The sequence below is a fragment of the Stenotrophomonas sp. P2112 genome, assembly GCF_041897515.1.
Lineage (GTDB): Bacteria > Pseudomonadota > Gammaproteobacteria > Xanthomonadales > Xanthomonadaceae > Stenotrophomonas > Stenotrophomonas sepilia.
Map to the genome: position 1 here is coordinate 3,880,399 of NZ_CP169216.1, position 20,150 is coordinate 3,900,548.

20 protein-coding genes and 2 riboswitches are annotated in these 20,150 nt (G+C 67.4%); of the genes, 6 read left to right on the forward strand and 14 right to left on the reverse strand.

Annotation, left to right across the window (positions count from 1 at the left end):
* Positions 1–42: 42 nt before the first annotated feature.
* Positions 43–2,220 (forward strand): primosomal protein N', encoded by a 2,178-nt coding sequence (locus ACEPA4_RS17840; protein WP_005419648.1) that lies wholly within the window; start codon positions 43–45, stop codon positions 2,218–2,220.
* Positions 2,221–2,316: 96 nt separating this feature from the next.
* Here ACEPA4_RS17840 and ACEPA4_RS17845 read toward each other — a convergent pair whose 3' ends face one another.
* Positions 2,317–2,937 (reverse strand): glutathione S-transferase family protein, encoded by a 621-nt coding sequence (locus tag ACEPA4_RS17845; protein WP_005419650.1) that lies wholly within the window; start codon positions 2,935–2,937, stop codon positions 2,317–2,319.
* 111 nt (positions 2,938–3,048) lie between these two features.
* The gene (locus tag ACEPA4_RS17850) at positions 3,049–3,828 is read right to left on the reverse strand and encodes an NYN domain-containing protein (protein WP_049470953.1); all 780 of its coding nucleotides are present in this window, start codon (positions 3,826–3,828) and stop codon (positions 3,049–3,051) included.
* Between the two features lie 123 nt (positions 3,829–3,951).
* Between ACEPA4_RS17850 and ACEPA4_RS17855 the strand changes: the two genes are divergently transcribed.
* Entirely contained in the window at positions 3,952–5,232 is a 1,281-nt protein-coding gene (locus ACEPA4_RS17855) for an NAD(P)/FAD-dependent oxidoreductase (RefSeq protein ID WP_065178805.1), read from the forward strand.
* 80 nt (positions 5,233–5,312) lie between these two features.
* On the opposite strand, the gene ACEPA4_RS17860 is transcribed toward ACEPA4_RS17855, so the two are convergent.
* The 3 genes from ACEPA4_RS17860 to ACEPA4_RS17870 form a co-directional block, all read right to left on the reverse strand.
* A complete protein-coding gene (locus ACEPA4_RS17860) occupies positions 5,313–5,765 on the reverse strand; it encodes a hypothetical protein (protein WP_065178806.1) in 453 nt (150 codons plus the stop codon).
* A 3-nt stretch (positions 5,766–5,768) separates the two neighbouring features.
* Complete coding sequence (locus tag ACEPA4_RS17865; protein WP_032954574.1) at positions 5,769–6,200, reverse strand: nuclear transport factor 2 family protein; 432 nt, start codon at positions 6,198–6,200, stop codon at positions 5,769–5,771.
* Positions 6,201–6,271: 71 nt separating this feature from the next.
* On the reverse strand, positions 6,272–6,538 hold the full coding sequence (locus ACEPA4_RS17870) for a GIY-YIG nuclease family protein (RefSeq protein ID WP_005419660.1): 267 nt from the start codon (positions 6,536–6,538) through the stop codon (positions 6,272–6,274).
* Positions 6,539–6,578: 40 nt separating this feature from the next.
* Positions 6,579–6,668, forward strand: a riboswitch (glycine riboswitch).
* Between the two features lie 13 nt (positions 6,669–6,681).
* Positions 6,682–6,785: riboswitch (glycine riboswitch) on the forward strand.
* An 84-nt stretch (positions 6,786–6,869) separates the two neighbouring features.
* Here ACEPA4_RS17870 and ACEPA4_RS17875 point away from each other — a divergent pair.
* Positions 6,870–7,487 carry a trimeric intracellular cation channel family protein gene (locus ACEPA4_RS17875; protein ID WP_005419661.1) on the forward strand — a complete coding sequence of 206 codons (618 nt, stop codon included), beginning with the start codon at positions 6,870–6,872 and terminating at the stop codon, positions 7,485–7,487.
* A gap of 248 nt (positions 7,488–7,735) precedes the next feature.
* On the opposite strand, the gene ACEPA4_RS17880 is transcribed toward ACEPA4_RS17875, so the two are convergent.
* From ACEPA4_RS17880 to ACEPA4_RS17905, 6 genes are all read right to left on the reverse strand, one after another.
* Positions 7,736–8,809, reverse strand: coding sequence for a 3-deoxy-7-phosphoheptulonate synthase (locus ACEPA4_RS17880; protein ID WP_065186318.1), 1,074 nt, complete (start codon positions 8,807–8,809; stop codon positions 7,736–7,738).
* Between the two features lie 295 nt (positions 8,810–9,104).
* Entirely contained in the window at positions 9,105–9,362 is a 258-nt protein-coding gene (locus tag ACEPA4_RS17885) for a hypothetical protein (protein WP_005419663.1), read from the reverse strand.
* A gap of 185 nt (positions 9,363–9,547) precedes the next feature.
* Positions 9,548–10,288: a DNA alkylation repair protein gene (locus ACEPA4_RS17890; protein ID WP_262089929.1), complete on the reverse strand. Its 741-nt coding sequence runs from the start codon at positions 10,286–10,288 to the stop codon at positions 9,548–9,550.
* Positions 10,285–10,785, reverse strand: coding sequence for a MarR family winged helix-turn-helix transcriptional regulator (locus tag ACEPA4_RS17895; RefSeq protein WP_139727794.1), 501 nt, complete (start codon positions 10,783–10,785; stop codon positions 10,285–10,287). Before ACEPA4_RS17895 ends, ACEPA4_RS17890 begins: the two co-directional genes overlap by 4 nt.
* Before the next feature lie 71 nt (positions 10,786–10,856).
* On the reverse strand, positions 10,857–12,155 hold the full coding sequence (locus tag ACEPA4_RS17900; RefSeq protein ID WP_065186316.1) for a cell wall metabolism sensor histidine kinase WalK: 1,299 nt from the start codon (positions 12,153–12,155) through the stop codon (positions 10,857–10,859).
* A 32-nt stretch (positions 12,156–12,187) separates the two neighbouring features.
* Positions 12,188–12,895 (reverse strand): response regulator, encoded by a 708-nt coding sequence (locus ACEPA4_RS17905; RefSeq protein WP_065178812.1) that lies wholly within the window; start codon positions 12,893–12,895, stop codon positions 12,188–12,190.
* A 106-nt stretch (positions 12,896–13,001) separates the two neighbouring features.
* Between ACEPA4_RS17905 and ACEPA4_RS17910 the strand changes: the two genes are divergently transcribed.
* Both ACEPA4_RS17910 and ACEPA4_RS17915 read left to right on the forward strand, forming a co-directional pair.
* The gene (locus ACEPA4_RS17910; protein WP_005419669.1) at positions 13,002–13,925 is read left to right on the forward strand and encodes an aspartyl protease family protein; all 924 of its coding nucleotides are present in this window, start codon (positions 13,002–13,004) and stop codon (positions 13,923–13,925) included.
* A gap of 68 nt (positions 13,926–13,993) precedes the next feature.
* Positions 13,994–15,154, forward strand: a complete 1,161-nt coding sequence (locus tag ACEPA4_RS17915; protein WP_139727800.1) for a serine hydrolase — start codon at positions 13,994–13,996, stop codon at positions 15,152–15,154.
* Between the two features lie 69 nt (positions 15,155–15,223).
* Here ACEPA4_RS17915 and ACEPA4_RS17920 read toward each other — a convergent pair whose 3' ends face one another.
* From ACEPA4_RS17920 to ACEPA4_RS17930, 3 genes are all read right to left on the reverse strand, one after another.
* Positions 15,224–15,835, reverse strand: coding sequence for a DUF6445 family protein (locus ACEPA4_RS17920; RefSeq protein ID WP_053497029.1), 612 nt, complete (start codon positions 15,833–15,835; stop codon positions 15,224–15,226).
* Positions 15,836–15,973: 138 nt separating this feature from the next.
* Complete coding sequence (groL, locus tag ACEPA4_RS17925) at positions 15,974–17,623, reverse strand: chaperonin GroEL (protein WP_005411226.1); 1,650 nt, start codon at positions 17,621–17,623, stop codon at positions 15,974–15,976.
* An 81-nt stretch (positions 17,624–17,704) separates the two neighbouring features.
* Entirely contained in the window at positions 17,705–17,992 is a 288-nt protein-coding gene (locus tag ACEPA4_RS17930) for a co-chaperone GroES (RefSeq protein ID WP_005411227.1), read from the reverse strand.
* A 311-nt stretch (positions 17,993–18,303) separates the two neighbouring features.
* Between ACEPA4_RS17930 and ACEPA4_RS17935 the strand changes: the two genes are divergently transcribed.
* Positions 18,304–20,094 (forward strand): endonuclease, encoded by a 1,791-nt coding sequence (locus ACEPA4_RS17935; protein WP_061478149.1) that lies wholly within the window; start codon positions 18,304–18,306, stop codon positions 20,092–20,094.
* Positions 20,095–20,150: the final 56 nt, after the last annotated feature.

A 20,150-nucleotide genomic window follows, 5' to 3' on the forward strand; every position in this document is an offset into this window, starting at 1 on the left:
CCCCCTGCCATTCGCGCGTGCATGGCCCGTTACACTGGCCCGATGCTTTCACCCATTCCGACCCTGCAGGTCGCCCTGCCCGTCCCCCTGCCCCGCCTGTTCGACTACCTGTCGCCGGAGGGCGATGGCCCCACGGCCGCGGTCGGCTGCCGCCTGAAGGTGCCGTTCGGCAACCGCGAGCTGGTCGGCGTGGTGGCCGGCCACGGCCAGACCGACGACGGCCAGGGACTGCGCCAGGCGCTGGCCTGGTGCGACCGGCAGCCGCTGCTGCAGGGCGAACTCTGGCAGAGCCTGCAGTGGCTGGCGCGCTACACCCATGCGCCACTGGGCGAGGTGCTGAGCACCGCCCTGCCCGGCCCGCTGCGCCATGGCGAGGCCCTGCCCGACACCCACCACTGGGGTTGGCAGCTGACCACCGAAGGCCACGCCCAGCGCGAAAAGCTGCGCGCCGGAAGCCGTCCGCGGCAGCTGGCCGAGCTGCTGGCAGGAGCGATCGTGGATGAGGACGTGCTCGGCGAACGCATGGCCGACTGGCGCACCGCTGCACGCAGCCTGGCCAAGCGCGAGCTGGCCGAGCGCGTGGCGATGACGGTGGCACCGCAGCATGCGCAGCCGCTGCCCGGCCCCACGCTCAACCCGGACCAGGCCGGGGCGGTGGCTGCGATCAACGCTGCCGACGGCTTCCAGCCGTTCCTGCTGGACGGCGTGACCGGCAGCGGCAAGACCGAGGTCTACCTGCAGGCGATCATCCATTGCCTGGCGCAGGGCAGGCAGGCGCTGGTGCTGGTACCGGAAATCGGCCTGACCCCGCAGACCCTGGCACGTTTCCGCGGCCGCCTGGGCATCGCCGTGCACGCCTTGCATTCGGGGTTGAACGACAACGAGCGCGCGCGCGTCTGGGCGGCCGCCTCCCGAGGCGAAGCGCGGGTCATCGTCGGCACCCGCTCGGCGGTTTTCACGCCATTGCCGCAGGCCGGCCTGCTGATCGTCGACGAGGAACACGACGGCAGCTACAAGCAGCAGGACGGCATCCGTTACCACGCGCGCGATTTCGCTCTGGTGCGCGCCAAGGCGCTGGGCATTCCGGTGCTGCTCGGCAGCGCCACCCCTTCACTGGAAACGCTGCACAACGCCTACGCCGGGCGCTACACGCACCTGCGCCTGAAGCAGCGCGCCGGCGATGCGCGGCCACCGCGCGTGCGCATCCTCGATGTACGCAAGCGGCCGCTGCACGATGGCCTCTCGGCCGATGTGCTGGCTGGCATCGGCGAACACCTGCAGCGTGGCCAGCAGGTGCTGGTGTTCAAGAACCGCCGTGGCTACGCACCGGTGCTGCTGTGCCACGACTGCGGGTGGACCGCGCCGTGCCAGCGCTGCGATGCGCCGATGACCGTGCATGGCGGCGGCCGACGCCTGCAATGCCACCACTGTGGCGCGCGCCAACCGGCGCCGTTGGCATGCCCGGCCTGCGGCAGCCTGGCGCTCCAGCCGCAGGGCATCGGCACCGAACGCCTGGAAGAACACCTCACCGCCGCCTTCGCCGATTTCCCGGTGGTGCGCATCGACCGTGGCACCACCTCACGCCGCGATGCGCTGGAGCAGCAGCTGGCGAAACTGGGCGACCAGCCCGGCATCCTGGTCGGCACGCAGATCCTGGCCAAGGGCCACGACCTGCCGAAGCTGACCCTGGTGGTGGTGGTCGGCATCGACGAAGGCCTGTTCTCCGCCGACTTCCGCGCCAGCGAGAAGCTGGCGCAGCAGCTGATCCAGGTGGCCGGTCGTGCAGGACGTGCGCGTGACCCCGGCGAGGTCTGGCTGCAGACCCATCACCCTGGTCACCCGCTGCTGGAAACCCTGGTGAGCGGTGGCTACCACCCGTTCGCGCAGGCCGAGTTGAACCAGCGGCAAGCCGCAGGGTTCCCCCCGTTCGCGCACCTGGCGCTGATGCGCGCCGAAGCGCAGCAGGTCGAGCACGCCAATGCGTTCCTGCTGGCTGCGCGGCAGTTGCTGGGCGAGCAGAACGTGGTGGAGGCGTACGGCCCGATGCCGGCGCCGATGCCGCGGCGCGCGGGCTACCAGCGCACACAGCTGCTGCTGTCGGCGCCGCAGCGGCCACCCTTGCATGGCGTGCTCGCGCAGCTGGTTCCGCAGCTGTATGCGCTGCCGGAAGCACGCAAGGTGCGCTGGTCGCTGGATGTGGATCCAACGGACCTGTATTGAGGGGTCAGAGCCCACCCGTCGGGTGGGATCCGACCCCGATGCCCTGGGGTCGGATCCCTTTTCGCAGAAAAGGGCTCTGACCCCGGACGCCTTCGCTTACGTCAGCGGCGACATCACGCCGCGCTGGTAGGCCGGGCGCTCACGCAGCCGCGCATACCAGTCAGCCAGATGCGGCAGCTCCGGTCGCTGGATCGGCAGCTCGTACCAGGCGTAGACCAGCGAGCCCAGCGGGATGTCGCCCATCGCGAACTTCTCGCCCGACAGCCACGGCTGCCTGGCCAGGGTAGCGTCGGCCATCGCCAGGTAGTCACCGGCGCGCACGATGGCGGCATTGATCCGCGCTTCATCGCGGTCGGCCGGCGCGGTGCGCATGATGCCCCAGACCAGGTCGCTGTACAGCGGCGCCATCCGCGACGTGCTCCAGTCCATCCACTTCTCGGCCTGGGCGCGTTCCATCGGGTCCTCAGCGTACAGGGTGCCCAGTGCATAGCGGGCGCTCAGGTAGCGCACGATGGTGTTCGATTCCCACAGCGGCAAGCCGTGGTCTTCGATCACCGGCACCAGGCCGTTGGGATTCATCGCCTGGTACTCCGGGGTCTGCGTACCACCATGGCTGCCACCGACTTCGATGGATTCGTACGGCAGGCCGATTTCCTCGGCGCACCACAGTACCTTGCGGACGTTGCTGGAATTGCGGCGGCCCCAGATCTTCAACATGCGGGTTTTCCTTGCTGGCAATGCGAGCGGCAACGATACGCCTGATCGGGTGGAGATGTGCGTGCCGGATGCGGGATCTGGCATCCGGGCATTGCCGGCCAGCAGCAGGCACTACCTGTTCTTTTTTGGCAGCGCGCGCACGTAGGACGACTTGCCGTCCTTCTTCAGCTCGAACAGGCCGATCGCCGCCAGCAGGTCGCTGAGCTTGCCGTAGCCATAGTTGCGCGGATCGAACGAGGCCTGGTTGCCGATCTGGCTGCCGACCGGGCCGAGGTGCGACCAGCCATCCTCACCCTCGGCCGCGGACACCGCACGGCGCAGCATCTTCACCAGCCGGGTGTCACTGCGCATTTCCGCACCGCTCTTGCGTGGACGCGCATCGTCGTTGGCCACCGGCTCGTTCGAGGCCTGCTCGCTGGACGCCTGTTCGGCATCGGGCACGCTGGCATGGGTCTGCCCCAGTGCCTCCAGGTAGGTGAACTTCGAGCACGCATTGACGAATGGCTCGGGCGTCTTCTTCTCGCCGAAGCCATATACCTTCACGCCATCGGTCAGCAGGCGCATCACCATCGGGGTGAAGTCCGCATCGCTGGAGACGATGGCGAAGCCATCAAGGTTGCGCGCGTACAGCAGGTCCATGGCATCGATCACCATCGCCATGTCCGAAGCGTTCTTGCCCTTGCTGTAGGCGAACTGCTGGATCGGTCGGATCGCATACTCATGCAGCACCGCTTCCCACCCTTTCAGTCGCGGGCTCTTCCAGTTGCCGTAGGCACGGCGCACGTTGGCCACGCCGTAGCGGGCGACTTCCGCCAGGACCTCGTCGATCTTCGAGGCCGGCGCATTGTCGGCGTCGATCAACAGGGCGATGCGCTTTTCCGGTTCGCTCATGGGCTCCTCACGGGCCGTTGCCTGAACCCGAGTATCGCCGATCCGGGCAGGCGCTGACGTGACAGGTGGCCGCCGTGCGAAGATGCCAGGCGCTTCCCCCGATGCCCCCACTGGAGTGAGTCGATGAGTCGCGAGCGCGTTCCCCACCTGGTCGTTGTCGGCGGCGGTTTTGCCGGTCTCTGGGCCACCCGTGCCCTGGCCCGCGAGCGCATACGCATCACCCTGGTCGATCGCCGCAACCATCACCTGTTCCAGCCGCTGCTGTACCAGGTGGCCACCGCCGGCCTGTCCGCGCCGGATATCGCCGCACCGCTGCGCCACATCCTCGGCCACCAGCGCAATGTGGAAGTCCGCCTCGGCGAAGTGGTGGCCATCGACAAGCGGGCGCGGCAGATCCGCATGGCCGATGGCAGCACGCTGGACTACGACAGCCTGCTGCTGGCCACCGGCGCCACCCACGCCTACTTCGGCAACGATCAGTGGGCCGATGATGCGCCCGGCCTGAAGACGCTGGACGATGCCATCGCGCTGCGCCGCAAGCTGCTGCTGGCGTTCGAACGCGCCGAGGCCGAACCGGACCCGGCGAAGAAGGCGGCGTGGCTGAGTTTCGCCATCGTCGGCGGTGGTCCCACCGGCGTCGAACTGGCCGGCACCCTGGCCGAGATCGCGCGCCACACGCTGCGCAACGAATTCCGCCACATCGACCCGGCCAGCGCCAGGGTGCGGCTGGTCGAGGCTGGGCCCCGCGTGCTGTCCTCGTTCCCGGATGTGCTTTCGCTGAAGGCGCGCCGCCAACTGGAAAAGCTGGGCGTGGAAGTGCTGACCGGTACCCCGGTGAGCGACATCGACAGCCAGGGCTTCAAGCTCGGCGAACAGTTCGTACCGGCGCGCACCGTGGTCTGGGCCGCCGGCGTGGCCGCTTCACCGCTGGCGCGCACGCTGGACGTGCCACTGGACCGCGCCGGACGCGTGCCGGTGCAACCGGACCTGACCCTGCCCGGTCACCCGGAGCTGTTCGTGGCCGGCGACCTGGCCGCACTGAGCCAGGCCGACGGCAAGCCGGTACCCGGGGTGGCACCGGCCGCCAAGCAGATGGGCAAGTACGTGGCCGAGGTGATCCGCGCGCGCCTGCACGGCAAGCCCGAGCCCGGCCCGTTCAAGTACGCCGACTACGGCAACCTGGCCACCATCGGCCGCATGGCCGCGATCGTGCACCTGGGCCGGCTGCAGCTTTCCGGCGTGCTGGCCTGGTGGTTCTGGCTGGCCGCGCACGTGTTCTTCCTGATCGGCTTCCGCAACCGCATCGTGGTGCTGCTGAACTGGGCAGTCGCGTACTGGAGCTACCAGCGCAGTGCGCGGATCATCTTCGGTGATGACCAGGATGACCGGCGGCCGAGGCGGTAGGGCTGCACGCAACGGGGTCGGATCCCTTTCCACAGGAAAGGGCTCTGACCCGGTCAACACCCTCCACGCATGGCGTGGATCTACTGGTTCATCGGGCCACCGGGCACCCGCCGTTTCGACCAGGTCCGGCAGAAGTCCTCCTTCCTCGCGGTGTCGGCAATCTGCGCGGCACTCCAATGCCGGGTGATCCAGATCGTCAGTGCGGTACTGCTGAGATGCCAGCGCAGCATGCCGCGCTGCGGTTGCCGCCACAGGTAGCGCCGGGCAATCCAGAAGGCCTCCCGCTCCACTTCAGGCACCTTCTTCATCGCGTCCTTGTCGAAGAACTGGGCGGTAAAGCGCCAGGGGTTCATCGGCTGGTATCCCGCCCGTGGCTCGCTGCTACACGCAGCCACACCACTGGGCGCACGGTCGGCCGGCGTCGGCCGACCGCCTGCCAATGCCAGCCCGAGCAGGTACAGCAGGCCAGGCAGCAGCGCGATGCCGGCGACCAGCACGACGACGGAGATCCATGCTTTGCCGGCGGCACGCATCGCTCACTGTGCCTTCGGCTTTGGATACCACAACGCGTTGACGATGACCCAGCGCTGGTCGAAGCGCCCCATGTGGAAGTAATCGACGAACCACGGGGTCTCCAGCCGCACCGAGGCCGCGTTGCCGGTCACGTCCAGCACCGTGCAGCGACGATCCCATTGATCCTTCGGGGTCTTCAACGCGCCCTGCTTCGTCAGCGAGACCAGTTCTTCCTTCGACATCCGGCGCAGGCCCAGGCGTTCGTCGGGTGTATCGCCGAGCACAGCGCGCTTGGCCAGGTCCGGATGCAGGGAGCGGGCGACGCGCTGTGGGTCCGCCTCCAGCTGGCCATCGACGTAGTCATGGCAGGTGGCTTCGATGGCCGCGATCGTGGCCGGGTCGGGGGCAGGGCTCGTTGCTGCGGAAAGAGCAAACAGCAGGGCGATCGTGGACATCCGGGTCTCCAGCTCTGGGCGCGGGGCGATCATCGCATGGGCCGGGTAGCCCATCCACGCGTGGCGTGGATCTACAGGACCGGCGCCTGCAGCCAGGCCAGCTTGCGTTCGCGCGGCTGCTGCTTGAGTTGCCACTCGGCCCGCGAGGCGGCGGCCCGGTCCGGGTATTCGCGCACGGCCAGCACGCGCAGCGGTGGCCGGGCCCGGGTGTAGCGCGCGCCCTTGCCGGCCTGGTGGGCGGCGAAACGCGCATCCACGTCGGTGCTGATGCCGGCGTAATAGCTGCCATCGCGGCATTCGAGCAGGTACAGGAACCACGGGCGGAGGGACGGGGCCATGCCCGGATTATGCCGTGCTGCACTGCAGCGGATATACTGGCGCCCGAATGCAGGAGAGTGGCGCCGCGCTGGCGCCCGCCGAAGGCGCAGGCTCCCATGATCGCTCAGGCCGGTGGGCTGGAATCCCACCAACCATGCATTCGACTCGCCGAGCTGGAGAGAGGTCACCGGGCACGCCCGGGACGATCCGCCGAAGGGGCACGCGGCCAACGCCGCTGAACTCTCAGGCAAAAGGACAGCGGGAGCGGCACCGGTCATCGTCATCCCGTCATTGCGCAGGCAGTGGTGGCAGTTGCGCATGGCCGGCCCCACCGCGCCCGGAGCCTGTTCCATGCTGCTGTCCATCATCTACCTGGTTGCCATTTCCGCCGAAGCCATGACCGGTGCACTGTCTGCCGGCCGCCGCCGCATGGACCTGTTCGGTGTGGTCATGATCGCCTGCGTCACCGCCCTCGGGGGCGGCTCGCTGCGCGACATCCTGCTCGGCCACTATCCGCTGGGCTGGGTGAAGCATCCCGAGTACCTGGGTTTCACCGTGTGCGCGGCGCTGATCGCCACCTGGGTGGCGCGCTGGATGCACCACTTCCGGCGCACCTTCCTGGTGCTCGATGGCCTGGGCCTGATCGCCTTCACCCTGATCGGCTGCTCGATCGCGCGCGAGGCCGGCCATGCGATGCCGATCGTGCTGATCGCCGGCATGCTGACCGGCGCGTTCGGCGGCGTGCTGCGCGACATCCTCTGCAACGAGGTGCCGCTGATCTTCCAGAAGGAGCTGTACGCGATCATCGCGCTGCTGACCGGCGCGGCGTATCTGTTGCTGCTGCACTGGGGCGTGGCCGACGCCACCGCGATCCTGTGCTGCCTGGGCGGCGGCTTCGCGCTGCGCCTGCTGGCGATCCACTATCGCTGGGAAATGCCGAAGTTCGTGTACCACGACGAAGTGCATTGAGCCTCTTCGTAGCGTCGAGCCATGCTCGACTGCGCTTTGCAGGACGCCAACGCGCGTCGCGCGCACGTCGAGCATGGCTCGACGCTACAAATATCGGCATCACCACCCCGGCGATGTACCTGGCGCTGTCGCTCATGCGCAGCGCCAGGCGCATCGCCGGTGCAGATGGGCCGGTCTCCAACTCCGGCCGGCCCTGATCGCGGCCGCACCCCCGCAGGCGCTGGCCGCCATCCACACACGTGCCGCACTCAGGCGGCTTCGGACACCTTCACGTCGCGACGGGCGCGCACGGCCGCAGCCAGTCGCTCCAGCACCGTCACGGTGGTGTCCCAGTCGATGCAGCCATCGGTGATGCTCTGCCCGTAGACCAGCGGCTGGCCTTCCACCAGTTCCTGGCGGCCCCCGACCAGATGGCTCTCGATCATCACGCCCACGATGCGCTGTTCGCCGTCTTCCATCTGAGCGGCGATGTCGTCGATCACCTTCGGCTGGTTCTCGGGGTTCTTCAGGCTGTTGGCATGGCTGGCATCGATCATCAGGCGCGCCGGCAGCTTGGCCTTGGCCAGCACCTGGCAGGCCTCAGCCACGCTGCCAGCGTCGTAGTTCGGTTGCTTGCCACCGCGCAGGATCACATGGCAATCCGGGTTGCCGGTGGTCGACACGATGGCAGTGCCACCCTGCTTGGTGACCGACAGGAAATGATGCGGGTTGGATGCCGCACCCACCGCGTCGGCGGCGATCTTCACGTTGCCATCGGTGCCGTTCTTGAAGCCGACGGGGCACGACAGCCCCGAAGCCAGCTCGCGATGCACCTGGCTTTCGGTGGTGCGTGCGCCGATCGCGCCCCATGCCACCAGATCGGCGATGTACTGCGGCGAGATCACATCGAGGAATTCAACACCGGCCGGCAGGCCGAGCTTGTTGATGTCGCGCAGGAGGCCACGGGCGATGCGCAGGCCCTTGTCGATCCTGAAGCTGCCGTCCAGGTCCGGGTCGTTGATCAGGCCCTTCCAGCCCACCGTGGTGCGCGGCTTCTCGAAGTACACGCGCATGACGATTTCCAGCTCGCCAGCCAGCGCGTCGCGCAGCGGCTTCAGGCGCTGGGCGTACTCGATGGCGGCCTTCGGGTCGTGGATCGAGCACGGGCCCACCACCACCGCCAGGCGGTCGTCACGGCCGTGCAGGATCTGGTGCAGGGCCGCGCGCGAGGCGCTGACGGTGTCGGAAGCCTCATCGTCACAGGGCAGCATCGCCAGCAGCTGGGCGGGCGGTGTCAGCGGTTCGATGGTGCGGATACGCAGGTCGTCGGTGTGCGGGGGCATTGCAGGAGATCTCCGGAACGTTGGGGGTCCCCAGCGTGGCGGCATGAAAAAAGCCGCCAGGTTCGCTGGCGGCTTTCGGGAATGCGTCTGAAGCTTTCTTCAGGGTGAGCGCAGTCCTTCCTCCGCCAGTGGCTTCGGAAAGTAATACCAGTAAAAGCGGGTAGCGGCTGCGTTCATGGGATCTATTGATAGCACAGCTTTTGCGCAGTGCAAAATGTTTCATCCGCAACTGGGGGCGCGGTTCAGTGATGCGCCTGACTGCGCAGCGCACGTGGTGGCCGCTGTGCAACGTCGCTCATCTGCCATGCACTTCCACGTCCAGCAGCAGGCCTTCGTGGATGTCGGCCCAGCGCTCCAGCACGCGGTCCAGCTCCTGCCGGGCCTCGTCCAGCTGCTCGGGATTGAGCAGGGAACGGGTGGTGTAGAGATCGGACACCAGCCGGCGCAGTACCGCTTCCGGGATGGCCACCGAGGGCCCTTCCATCTGCGGCAGCTGCAGTGCCGGCGTATCGCCCTGCGGGCCGTACAGCGTTACCTGGAGCGTGCTCTGCATGATCAACTTCCCTGCGGATGGACATGGGCAATGTCCTGTTTACCGCGTCCGGGTGACAGACGCATGTGCCATGCGCCTACGGAGGCGCTGTTACAAGGTGGCCAGAGCGGTGTAGAGCTCGATGAGGGTGTAGGACATGGAAGGCCTTCCTTGAGGTTGATGAGGTTGCCGGCCAGCGGCCGGCACTACCGCAACGAGCGCATGGCGCGTTTGCGGATGTAGGCATTGGCATCGCCAGGGTGCTGCTGTTGCCATCGTGCGCACAGCTCACGCAGCCACTGCGGGCGAGTCTTGCCGGCATCGTTGAGCCAGTTCCCGACCGAGTCCTGCACGTAGCGCTCCGGGTCGTTGGCCATTGCTTCCAGCATCGGCAACGCGAGTTCTGGATGCTGCTTGAACAGCGCGATATGCGTGGACCACACGCCTCGTGGGCGCAGCGCTTCGCAGGCGAAGCGGCGCAGGTAAGGCGATGCTTCCTGCATCCACACCTGCAGGTACTCAAGCGCCTGCAACGGTGCGGCAACGATGTCGCTGCGCAGCGCCAGCCATGCCCATTCGCGCACGCCGAAGTGCGGGTCGTCAGCCAGCGGACGCATCGCCCGCAGCTTGGCCGGCAGCGCCGCGCCGGCATCGCTGCCAATCAGGTAGCAGGCCCAGCCACGCACGGTGTCTGATGCGTGTGCCTGCCAGTGCGCGGGATCACCCTGCCCGGATTCGTGCAGCAACCGCGCCGCCAGCGCCATGCGCTGGGTGATGCCCTTGCCGGAGGCGTCGCGCATACATTGCAGCGCTTCCGGCTCGAGCACAGGTGCCACCCCCTGCAACAGCGCGGCGAAATCCACTGCCAGGCATTCGGCCAGATGCGTGGCAGCGGCACCACCGCTGTTGAGTGCACGCAGCCGTTCCGCGGGAATGGGCGTGCTCATGCGGAGGCTTCCCGCCCGGTGTCCGTGTGCTGCCAGACCTTGTGCAGCAGTTGTGACAGCTGCTGCCGTTCATCAGCATCCAGGCCGTTGAACAGGCCGCTGATCCATTGTGTGTGCCGCTCGAACAGCGACTCGGCCAAACGCTTGCCCGGTGCGGTCAACACGATCTGCAGACGACGGCCATCCTCGTCATCGCTGCGACGCTGCAGCAGGCCTTCGCGCTGCAGGCCATCGAGCAGGCCGCTGATGGTGGCCCGGGTCACGCCAGCGCGCTCGGCCAGCGCGTGCGGCGCCAGTGCGCCGCCGGCCCCGTGCAGCAGGAACAGCAAGATGAAGCGACCCTCGCTGAGCCCGTGCGGTGCCAACCGTGCAGCGCAGTCGCGATCGATCGACGAGGACAACGAGAGCAGCTGGAAGCACAGGCGCAGCTGCGCGATGTTGGCGTGGCCGCGCCGCTGCGCTTCCTCCAGCAACGCCTGATGCTTGGCTTCGATCATCCTTTCCTCACTGAATGATTAGGCACCTAATCATATGGAGGAGTGGCCAGTGGAAGCAAATCGGAGTTGACTCAGGAAGTGCGTCCCAGCAGCAGCCGCGCGATCAGCCCCCCGCCCTCGCGGTGCAACAGCTGAAGTTCGCCCGCGTGGCGCTTCGCCACGTTGGCAGCCACGGCCAGTCCAAGTCCGGCGCCCCCGGTGGCGCGGCTACGCGAGCCCTCGCTGCGCTGGAACGGTTGCAGCAGGCGTGCGCGATCGATCTCGGCGATGCCAGGGCCGCGGTCCATCACGTCCAGCTGCACTCCATCCCCCGCCATGGCGACCCACAGCTCCACGGCGCCCGCGTAGCGCTCGGCGTTGTCGATGAGATTGTCGACCGCGCGCCGGAGCAGCAGCGCATCGCCATGCCACGGCAACGTATCCGGGCCCTGAAGGGAAATGTCGACCCCGCGCAGCAGCGCCGCCTGCACGCAGTCCTCCAGCAGCGCTGAAAGATCCAGCATCCGCATCTGCAACGGCTGCAGCTCACCGCGTGCGTAGTCGAGCACCTGCTCGATCATCGTATCCATGCGCTCGATGTCTGCCACCATCCTGGCGGCCTGTGGCGCGGGAGCGAACTCCGCGCGCAGGCGCAGGCCGGTCAGGGGCGTGCGCAGGTCATGCGCCACGGCCGCCAGCATATGGGTCATGTCCCGTGCCTGGGCGCGCAGACGTTCGCGACCGGTGCTGATCGCTGTGGCCAGTACCTGCACTTCGCGTGGACCGTCATCAGGCAATGGCGTTTCGGCCTGCAGGTCGACCCGTGCGCTGGCTTCAGCCAGGCGTCGCAGCGGGCGCCCCAACCGGATCGACGCCCACGCCGCCAGAGGGGCCAGCAGGATCGCACCGCCCAGCAGGGCGAGCATCACCTGGCGGCGCCAGGCCGCCAGTTCACTGTGGTCGCTGCCGACCACCCGCCATCGGCCATCGGCTTGCCGCATCCCCAGTTCGAACGGCGGCCACTGCATGGCGGTCAGCAACGCGGCCTGCGATTTCAGCACGCCAGCACGAGCGGAGGCGTCCAGTACCGCGCCACCCTCGATGACCTGCACATCGGGCGCCCTGCCCTGCCCCGTCCACACCAGGCGTACATTCCTGGCCGGCAGGTCCATCTGCAGCGCCGCCAACTGGGTGAGCCAGTCACTGGCGCTGCCCCGGGGTGGCGCGTCCTGCGTCGACATATGCAATCCCAGTGGCGCCGGCGCCTGTTCCCCACGCAGCACCTGCATCGCATGGTCCAGCCGCATCGGTGGCGGCGCGGGCCGGGGCATCCACCCCACTACCGCCACGCTGACCAGGGTTGCCAGCAGCAGGCTGGCCAAGGCCAGCATCGCGATCCAGCGGGTGGTTGACCACCGGCTGCTCACAACACCCCTACCTCCGCGTTGAAGCGGTACCCTTCGCCACGCAGTGTCTGCACAAGGGCTTCAGCGCCGGACGCGGCCTGCCCGAGCTTGCGGCGCAGGCGGCTGATCGCAAGGTCGACGGCACGGTCCACGCTGTCACTGGCTTCTCCGCGACTCAACTGCAGCAGCTGTTCGCGCGCCAGCACCCGCCCGGGACGTTCAGCCAGTGCCAGCAGCAGGGAGAATTCACCGCGGCTCAGCACCAGTTCGGCGCCATCCGGCGCGAACAGGCGACGCTGGTCAGGCAGCAATCGCCAGCCATCAAACCGCAGCTCGCTGGCCACCTGTGCGCGCAGCTTGTCCTGCCTGCGCATCAGCGCGCGAACCCGCGCCAACAGCTCGCGCGGGTCAAACGGCTTGGCCAGGTAGTCGTCCGCGCCCATCTCCAGGCCGATCACGCGATCCGGCGCGGCCCCCATCGCCGACAGCATCAGGATCGGGATCGCCCGCGCCTGCAGCCGGCGGCATACCGACAGGCCGTCCTCACCGGGCATCATCCAGTCGAGGATGATCAGGTCAGGACGTTCAACCTGCAGCAACACGTCCAGCGCTGTTGCATCCGCCGCCACACGCACCTGGTAGCCGTGCAGCAGCAGGTGGTCGGCGATGGCGTCACGAATGCTGGCATCGTCATCGACGACGATGACGCGGATGGGAGTGTTCATTCGCCCAGTATCCCGCACCTGTGTATCAGGACGGTATCAACGCCGATATCGCGGTGATACGCCGCTGCGCGCCAATGGTCGCCCACGATCACTGCGGAGTCTCCCCTTGCGCCTGTTCCTGCTGCCCCTGTTCGCCATCCCCTTGCCGGCGCTCGCCTCCGATGCCGCCGAGCACGTCCTGCCGATGTGGATGCAGGGCGGTCATCCGGCAGTGGCCGTCTCGCTGGACGGGCGTTCAGAGCCGCTGCGCTTCGTGGTCGACAGTGCCGCCGGGGCAACCCTGGTCGATGCACGCGTAGTGCGGCGCTACGGTTTGCAGGATGCGGAAGCGGCAGTGTCGCAGGCCCAGGGCGCGAGCGCGAAGGCGGCGCGGTTGCAGCGCATGCGCAGCACAGCGTGGCAGCTGGGCAGCTGGCAATTGAAGGCCAGCGGCATGCAGGTCGACCTGTCATCGCTGGCGAAGGGCGATGATCCGGCCATTGACGGCTTGATCGGCAACGACCTGACCGGGCGCTGGGACACCCGTTGGGACTTCGGCCGCAATCAACTGGCGCTGTGGACACCCGGCGGCTTGGACCTGGAAGGACCGGGTTGCCAACCCAATGCGCTGCCCGGCCGCGATGACGGCCTGCGCCAGTTCGGCTTCATCACGCTTGCCTTGGGTACGCCCGGCGTGGACGCCATCGCCGTGGTCGACACCGGTGCCGCGCAGACCGTCCTCAACGCCGAAGCAGCCCGCGCACTGGGCCTGCGCACCGACGGCAGCGATGCTCGGGTGCGTGCACGTGAAGAGGGCACCGAGGGGCTGGGTGGCGGTGCACAGGCAACCTGGCTGTACACCCTGCCCGGCATGACCGGCGGCAACTGGCAGCACCCGCCGATGGAGGTCCGGATCAGCGAACTGCCGGTGTTCAGGGCGATCGGCCTGGAGGCGCGACCGGCCTTGATCCTCGGTGCCGACGCGATGCGCGGTGGCCAGGTGGACATCGGTGCGGGTGCCGCGCGGATCTGCCTGCGCCGACCCGGCTGACGTCTGGCGCATGACGGCGGGAGCTGGCAGGCGTAGCATCGCGCCACGTCCCGCCAGGAGTTCCACGCATGCGCCGTGCTGTCCTGCTGTTGCTGACGCTGCTCCCGCCGGCCGTGCTGGCCGCGCCGCCGCTACCCTCGCCCGCGCGCATCGATGCCGAAGCACAGCGGCTGATGCAGGCGGCCCATGCGCGCGGGATGGCGCTGGCGGTGATCGATGGCGGCAAGGTGGTACACGTGGCCGCCTACGGCGAACGCAACGCCGCAGGCGAGCCGCTGCGCACCGATACCGTGATGTACGCCGCCTCGCTGACCAAGATGGCGTTCGGCCACCTGGTCGCACAGCTTGCCCAGGACGCACGGATCGAGCTGGACGCCAGCATCGCCACGGCGCTGGACAAGCCGCTGCCGGACTACCCGCCAGAGCCGAAGAAGTACGCCGACTACAGCGTACTGACCGATGATGCGCGCTGGCGCCAGCTCACTCCGCGCCTGCTGCTCAACCATTCCAGTGGCTTTGCCAACTTCGGGTTCCTGGAACCCGATGGCCGCCTGAAGTTCCACTTCGATCCGGGCAGTCGTTATGGGTATTCCGGCGAAGGGCTGATCCTGTTGCAGTTCGTGATCGAGCGTGGACGGCTTGGCCAGGACGTGGGTGCATTGATGCAGCGGCAGGTATTCGACCGCTTCGGCATGGTCCGCACCAGCATGATGTGGCGTGAGGATTTCGCCGCCAACCTGGCCGATGGCTGGACGGCGGAAGGCACGGCCGAGCCGCACGATGAACGCAGCCGCGTGCGTGCGGCCGGTTCGATGGATACCACCATCGCCGACATGGCGCGCTTCGCTGCCGGCTATGTCCGCGGCGATGGGCTGTCGCCTGCAATGCGCAGGGAACTGGTGCGGCCGCAGCTGCCGATCACCACCGCCAGCCAGTTCCCCACGTTGCAGCCGGAGCTGCCCGTGGCGCAGCAACGCAAGGATCTGGCCTCAGGCCTGGGCGTGGTGACGTTCCGCGGCCCGCAGGGCGCAGGCTTCTACAAGGGTGGCCACGACGATGCGGTCGGCAACACGCTGGTGTGCATCGAACGGTACAGACGCTGCGTGGTGATCCTGGGCAACGATGTACGGGCGGAAGCTGCGTTCCCGGCACTGGTGGCATTCGTACTGGGCGATACCGGCGTGCCGTGGCAGTGGGAGTATGGCGCGGCGAAGGTATTCGTCGAATGAGGGTGCGATGACGCCTGCATGGCGAACGCGGCCAGGGGGAGCATCCACGCCATGCGTGGATGGCACTCCTCAGCGCGCCTGCTCGAAGAACATCAGGTACACCAGCCGGCCATTCTCCGGTCGATCACCGAACGCTGGCCCGGCGGTGTGCCAGAACCAGGGCCGCAGCAGCACCAGCCGGTTGAAGCGCATCGGAATGCGCATGGTCATTTCCCACTGGCTGTCGTCGTTGCTGTCGCGCTCGATGATGTCGCGATGCATGTCGCCGCCGTTGGCGTAGCCCAATGCGGCCAGCTCCGCCGCGTCCAGGGCCATGCGCTCGGTGCCGGTACGGCGATGGCGGAAGAACTCGGTGCCGCCCTCGCAGTGCTCCGGTGCACTCAGGTAGAGAATGCCCGACCAGTGCGAGTGGTCGGCGTGTACCTTGGCGCGGCCGATGTCGCCGGCAAGGGTAAGGCGGAACTTGCCGTGCGACTGCAGCGGGTTGACCGGCCGCAGCGGTTCGTTGACCAGTCGCGAGACCGCGCCGGACAGGCCATCCAGCTCCAGCCGCTGCTGTGAATTGCGGCCGGGGAATGCGCCCTCCTGGACGGGATAGTCCAGGCCCAGTGCCGCCTGGCGCAACCCCTGCGCATCGGCGGGAGAAAGGAAGTCGTCAACGACGATGAACGAGGTAGGCATGGTCACCGAGCGTAGCGATGCACTGCGGCGACGGCAACCGGGCAACAAAAAACCCCGCCTTGCGGCGGGGTTCTTCTTTAACATCACATCGGGAAGGCGTGCCGACCGAGGCCGGCAACGACCGCCGGAGGCGTGGACTTAGAAGTCCATGCCGCCCATGCCGCCCATGCCACCCATGCCACCAGCGCCGCCCATGGCCGGCTCGTCCTTCTTCGGAGCTTCGGCAACCATGGCTTCGGTGGTGATCATCAGGCCGGCGATCGAGGCCGCGTTCTGCAGGGCCGAACGGGTCACCTTGGTCGGGTCCAGGATGCCGAACTGCAGCATGTCGCCGAACTCGCCGGTGGCCGCGTTGTAGCCGAAGCTGCCGGTGCCTTCCTTGACCTTGTTGATGATGACCGACGGCTCGTCGCCGGCGTTGGCCACGATCTCGCGCAGCGGGGCTTCCATCGCACGCAGGGCAATCTGGATGCCGTGGTTCTGGTCTTCGTTGGCACCCTTCAGGCCGGCCAGCGCGGTGATCGCGCGGACCAGGGCAACGCCGCCGCCCGGGACCACGCCTTCTTCAACGGCTGCACGGGTGGCGTGCAGGGCGTCGTCGACGCGATCCTTCTTTTCCTTCATTTCGATTTCGGTCGAGGCGCCGACCTTGATCACCGCAACGCCGCCGGCCAGCTTGGCCACGCGTTCCTGCAGCTTCTCGCGATCGTAATCCGAGGAGGTGTCCTGGATCTGGGTCTTGATCTGCGCCACGCGTGCATCAACGTTGGCCTTGTCGCCGACGCCGTCGATGATGGTGGTGTTCTCCTTGGAGACCTGCACCTTCTTGGCGCGGCCCAGGTCCTTGATGGTGGCCTTTTCCAGCGACAGGCCGACTTCTTCGGAGATCACGGTGCCGCCGGTCAGCACGGCCATGTCTTCCAGCATCGCCTTGCGGCGGTCGCCGAAGCCCGGGGCCTTGACGGCCACGACCTTGACGATGCCACGGATGGTGTTGACCACCAGGGTCGCCAGCGCTTCGCCTTCGACTTCTTCAGCGACGATCAGCAGCGGCTTGCCGGCCTTGGCGACGCCTTCCAGTACCGGCAGCAGGTCACGGACGTTGGAGATCTTCTTGTCGTGCAGCAGGATGAACGGATCATCCAGGTCAGCGGTCTGCGACTGCTGGTTGTTGATGAAGTACGGCGACAGGTAGCCGCGGTCGAACTGCATGCCCTTGACCACGTCCAGCTCGTTGTCCAGGCCCGAGCCTTCTTCAACGGTGATGACGCCTTCCTTGCCGACTTCCTTCATCGCGTCAGCGATGATCTGGCCGATCGACTCGTCCGAGTTGGCCGAGATGGTACCGACCTGGGCAATCGCCTTGTCGTCGGCGGTCGGCTTGGAGATGTTCTTCAGCTCGGCGACGGCAGCCGAAACGGCCTTGTCGATACCGCGCTTGAGGTCCATCGGATTCATGCCGGCGGCAACGGCCTTGGCGCCTTCGCGGATCAGGGCCTGGGCCAGCACGGTGGCGGTGGTGGTGCCGTCGCCGGCATCGTCGTTGGTGCGCGACGCAACTTCCTTCACCATCTGCGCGCCCATGTTCTCGAACTTGTCAGCCAGTTCGATTTCCTTGGCGACGGAGACGCCGTCCTTGGTGATGGTCGGGGCGCCGAAGCTCTTTTCCAGCACGACGTTGCGGCCCTTCGGGCCCAGGGTGGCCTTGACGGCATTGGCGAGAACATTGACGCCGCGCACCATGCGCGAACGGGCGTCTTCACCGAAACGAATATCCTTGGCAGCCATTGCATTTACCTCATTGGTAGCGCCGGACGAGGCCCGGCGGCTGGGAGTTTGGGATCAGGTTGAAACAGGTCGCGCCGAAGCTCAGCCGATGACGGCGAGCACGTCGTCTTCGCGCAGGACCTTGTATTCGACGCCTTCGCTCTTGTACGAGCTGCCGGCGTACTGGCCGTAGATGACCTTGTCGCCGACCTTCAGCGACGGCGCGCGCACGTTGCCGTTGTCCAGCGGCTTGCCGGGGCCGACGGCCACGACCTCACCCTTGGTGGACTTTTCCTTGGCCGAGTCGGGGATGACGATGCCACCGGCGGAGATTTCGTCGGCTTCGATCGGCTTGACCACAACGCGGTCGTGCAGCGGCTTGATGCTCATAGGAGACCTCTTAAGTGATTGATTGGTCTAAAAAAGTCCGGCGATGTTAGCACTCACCCCAGGCGAGTGCCAGAACCGCACGTGAAGAAACCCGACAACGTCGGGAGCAGGGCAGAGATGGAGCCCCGCCGCCCCCTTTCAAGGGCGGAAGGAAAAAATTTTTTCGCCCGCGCACCTCGGCCAGGGCGTCGGTCCAGATCAATTTCGGTGACAAGCGTCGCACTGTCAGATATCTGACGTTCATTTACGACAAAGTGTCACTGGATCGGCCTTAGGCTCGGTCAGGCATTCCCAATCACAAGGAGTAGTCGATGCGATTGCTGTCCCCGCTTGCCGCCGCCTGCCTGCTGGCGCTGGCCGCTGCGCCGGTCCAGGCCGAGGTCTTCATCAATGAACTGCACTACGACGACAGCACCGCCGCCGGTGACGTCGGCGAAGCGATCGAGGTCGTAGCCACTGCCGGTGAGGACCTGTCCGGCTACCGCCTGTACCTCTACAACGGCAGCAACCCGTCGGCCGCCACCGTCTACGCCAACAATCCGGTCCCGGCCGGCACCGCCGCCGGCTGCGGCAGCGCCACCATCGCCGTGGTCAACTACCCGACCAACGGCCTCCAGAATGGTCCGAACGACGGCATCGCCCTGGTCGATGCCAGCGGCAAGGTGGTCCAGTTCCTCAGCTACGAGGGTGCCATCACCGCCTCCGGCGGCCCTGCCGCGGGCATGACCAGCCAGAACATCCCGGTGGCCGAAAGCAACAGCACCGCGCCGGGTACGTCACTGCAGCTGACCGGCAGCGGCAGCCAGTACGCCCACTTCACCTGGGCCGAATCGGCCGGGCAGACGTTCGGCAGCTGCAACAACGGCCAGACCTTCAGCGGCGGCGGCACGCCAGGCCCCAACACGCCGCCGTCAGTCTCCACCACCACCCCGGCGCAGGGCAGCAGCACCTTCCCCGCTGCCGCCGACCTGGAAGTGGTGTTCAGCGAGACGGTGAACCTGGCCAGTGGCGCCTTCGCCCTGAGCTGCGGCACCTCCGGCAGCGTGCCGCTGACCTTCCCGGCCAGCGGCCGCAGCGTGAAGCTGTCCACCAATACCGCGCTGGTGGCCGGTGAAGCCTGCCGCTTCGACATCCGCGCCGCGCGCATCACCGACCTGCAGGGCGCGCATCCGGCCGCCGACAGCCGCATCGCCTTCACCGTGGCCAGCACCGGCGGCAATCCGGACCCGGGCAACCCGGGCGTGCCGGCCGGCTACTACTCCAGGGTCAACACCAGCAGCCCAAGCCAGCTGCGCTGCTCGCTGCACGCCACCATCAAGGGCCACACCGCCTACCCGTACAGCGGCTCGGGCACCAGCACCTGGACCATCCTGGAAATCGCCGACGAGGATCCGAACAACCCGAACCGCATCCTCGATGCCTACCGCAACCGCAGCTACGCCAAGGTCAGTGATCGTGCGGGCACCGGCAGCGGCCTGACCTACAACCGCGAGCACACCTGGCCGAACTCGCTGGGCTTTGCCACCACCACCGGTGACAAGGGCCTGCCCTACGCGCCGTACACCGACACCCACATGCTGTACCTGACCGACGCGCAGTGGAACGCCGACCGTGGCAACAAGCCGTTCGCCAAGTGCGATGCCAGCTGCGGCGAGCGTGCCACCGAAGCCAACAATGGGCAGGGCGGCGGCAGCGGTGGCTACCCGGGCAATTCCAACTGGGTGCGCACGCCGGACGGCAACACCGGCACCTTCGAGGTGTGGGGCAAGCGCAAGGGCGACATGGCGCGTGCGGTGATGTACATGGCGATCCGCTATGAGGGTGGCAAGGATGCGGCCACCGGTCAGTCCGAGCCGGACCTGGAGCTGACCGACGACCGCAGCAAGATCGTCAAGACCAGCAGTTCGCCGGCCTACATGGGCCTGCTGTCGACGCTGATCGACTGGCACCTGTCCGATCCGCCGGATGATGCCGAGCGTGCCCGCAATGACGTGGTCTACAGCTTCCAGGGCAATCGCAACCCGTTCATCGATCACCCCGAGTGGGCCACCCCGGCCCTGTTCACCTCGGCCAAGCCAGCCACCTGCCAGCTGGCCAACTGACCGCGCAACGCTGCGGTCCACTGCCGCCGCCGGGCCCAGACCCGGCGGCGGCCCTA

Bases quoted from the DNA above. Each gene is read 5' to 3' on its own strand.
- ACEPA4_RS17840 (WP_005419648.1), top strand. From the start codon at position 43: ATGCTTTCACCCATTCCGACCCTGCAGGTCGCCCTGCCCGTCCCCCTG.
- ACEPA4_RS17845 (WP_005419650.1), bottom strand. From the start codon at position 2,937: ATGTTGAAGATCTGGGGCCGCCGCAATTCCAGCAACGTCCGCAAGGTA.
- ACEPA4_RS17850 (WP_049470953.1), bottom strand. From the start codon at position 3,828: ATGAGCGAACCGGAAAAGCGCATCGCCCTGTTGATCGACGCCGACAAT.
- ACEPA4_RS17855 (WP_065178805.1), top strand. From the start codon at position 3,952: ATGAGTCGCGAGCGCGTTCCCCACCTGGTCGTTGTCGGCGGCGGTTTT.
- ACEPA4_RS17860 (WP_065178806.1), bottom strand. From the start codon at position 5,765: ATGCGTGCCGCCGGCAAAGCATGGATCTCCGTCGTCGTGCTGGTCGCC.
- ACEPA4_RS17865 (WP_032954574.1), bottom strand. From the start codon at position 6,200: ATGTCCACGATCGCCCTGCTGTTTGCTCTTTCCGCAGCAACGAGCCCT.
- ACEPA4_RS17870 (WP_005419660.1), bottom strand. From the start codon at position 6,538: ATGGCCCCGTCCCTCCGCCCGTGGTTCCTGTACCTGCTCGAATGCCGC.
- ACEPA4_RS17875 (WP_005419661.1), top strand. From the start codon at position 6,870: ATGCTGCTGTCCATCATCTACCTGGTTGCCATTTCCGCCGAAGCCATG.
- ACEPA4_RS17880 (WP_065186318.1), bottom strand. From the start codon at position 8,809: ATGCCCCCGCACACCGACGACCTGCGTATCCGCACCATCGAACCGCTG.
- ACEPA4_RS17885 (WP_005419663.1), bottom strand. From the start codon at position 9,362: ATGCAGAGCACGCTCCAGGTAACGCTGTACGGCCCGCAGGGCGATACG.
- ACEPA4_RS17890 (WP_262089929.1), bottom strand. From the start codon at position 10,288: ATGAGCACGCCCATTCCCGCGGAACGGCTGCGTGCACTCAACAGCGGT.
- ACEPA4_RS17895 (WP_139727794.1), bottom strand. From the start codon at position 10,785: ATGATCGAAGCCAAGCATCAGGCGTTGCTGGAGGAAGCGCAGCGGCGC.
- ACEPA4_RS17900 (WP_065186316.1), bottom strand. From the start codon at position 12,155: ATGCTGGCCTTGGCCAGCCTGCTGCTGGCAACCCTGGTCAGCGTGGCG.
- ACEPA4_RS17905 (WP_065178812.1), bottom strand. From the start codon at position 12,895: ATGAACACTCCCATCCGCGTCATCGTCGTCGATGACGATGCCAGCATT.
- ACEPA4_RS17915 (WP_139727800.1), top strand. From the start codon at position 13,994: ATGCGCCGTGCTGTCCTGCTGTTGCTGACGCTGCTCCCGCCGGCCGTG.
- ACEPA4_RS17920 (WP_053497029.1), bottom strand. From the start codon at position 15,835: ATGCCTACCTCGTTCATCGTCGTTGACGACTTCCTTTCTCCCGCCGAT.
- groL (WP_005411226.1), bottom strand. From the start codon at position 17,623: ATGGCTGCCAAGGATATTCGTTTCGGTGAAGACGCCCGTTCGCGCATG.
- ACEPA4_RS17930 (WP_005411227.1), bottom strand. From the start codon at position 17,992: ATGAGCATCAAGCCGCTGCACGACCGCGTTGTGGTCAAGCCGATCGAA.
- ACEPA4_RS17935 (WP_061478149.1), top strand. From the start codon at position 18,304: ATGCGATTGCTGTCCCCGCTTGCCGCCGCCTGCCTGCTGGCGCTGGCC.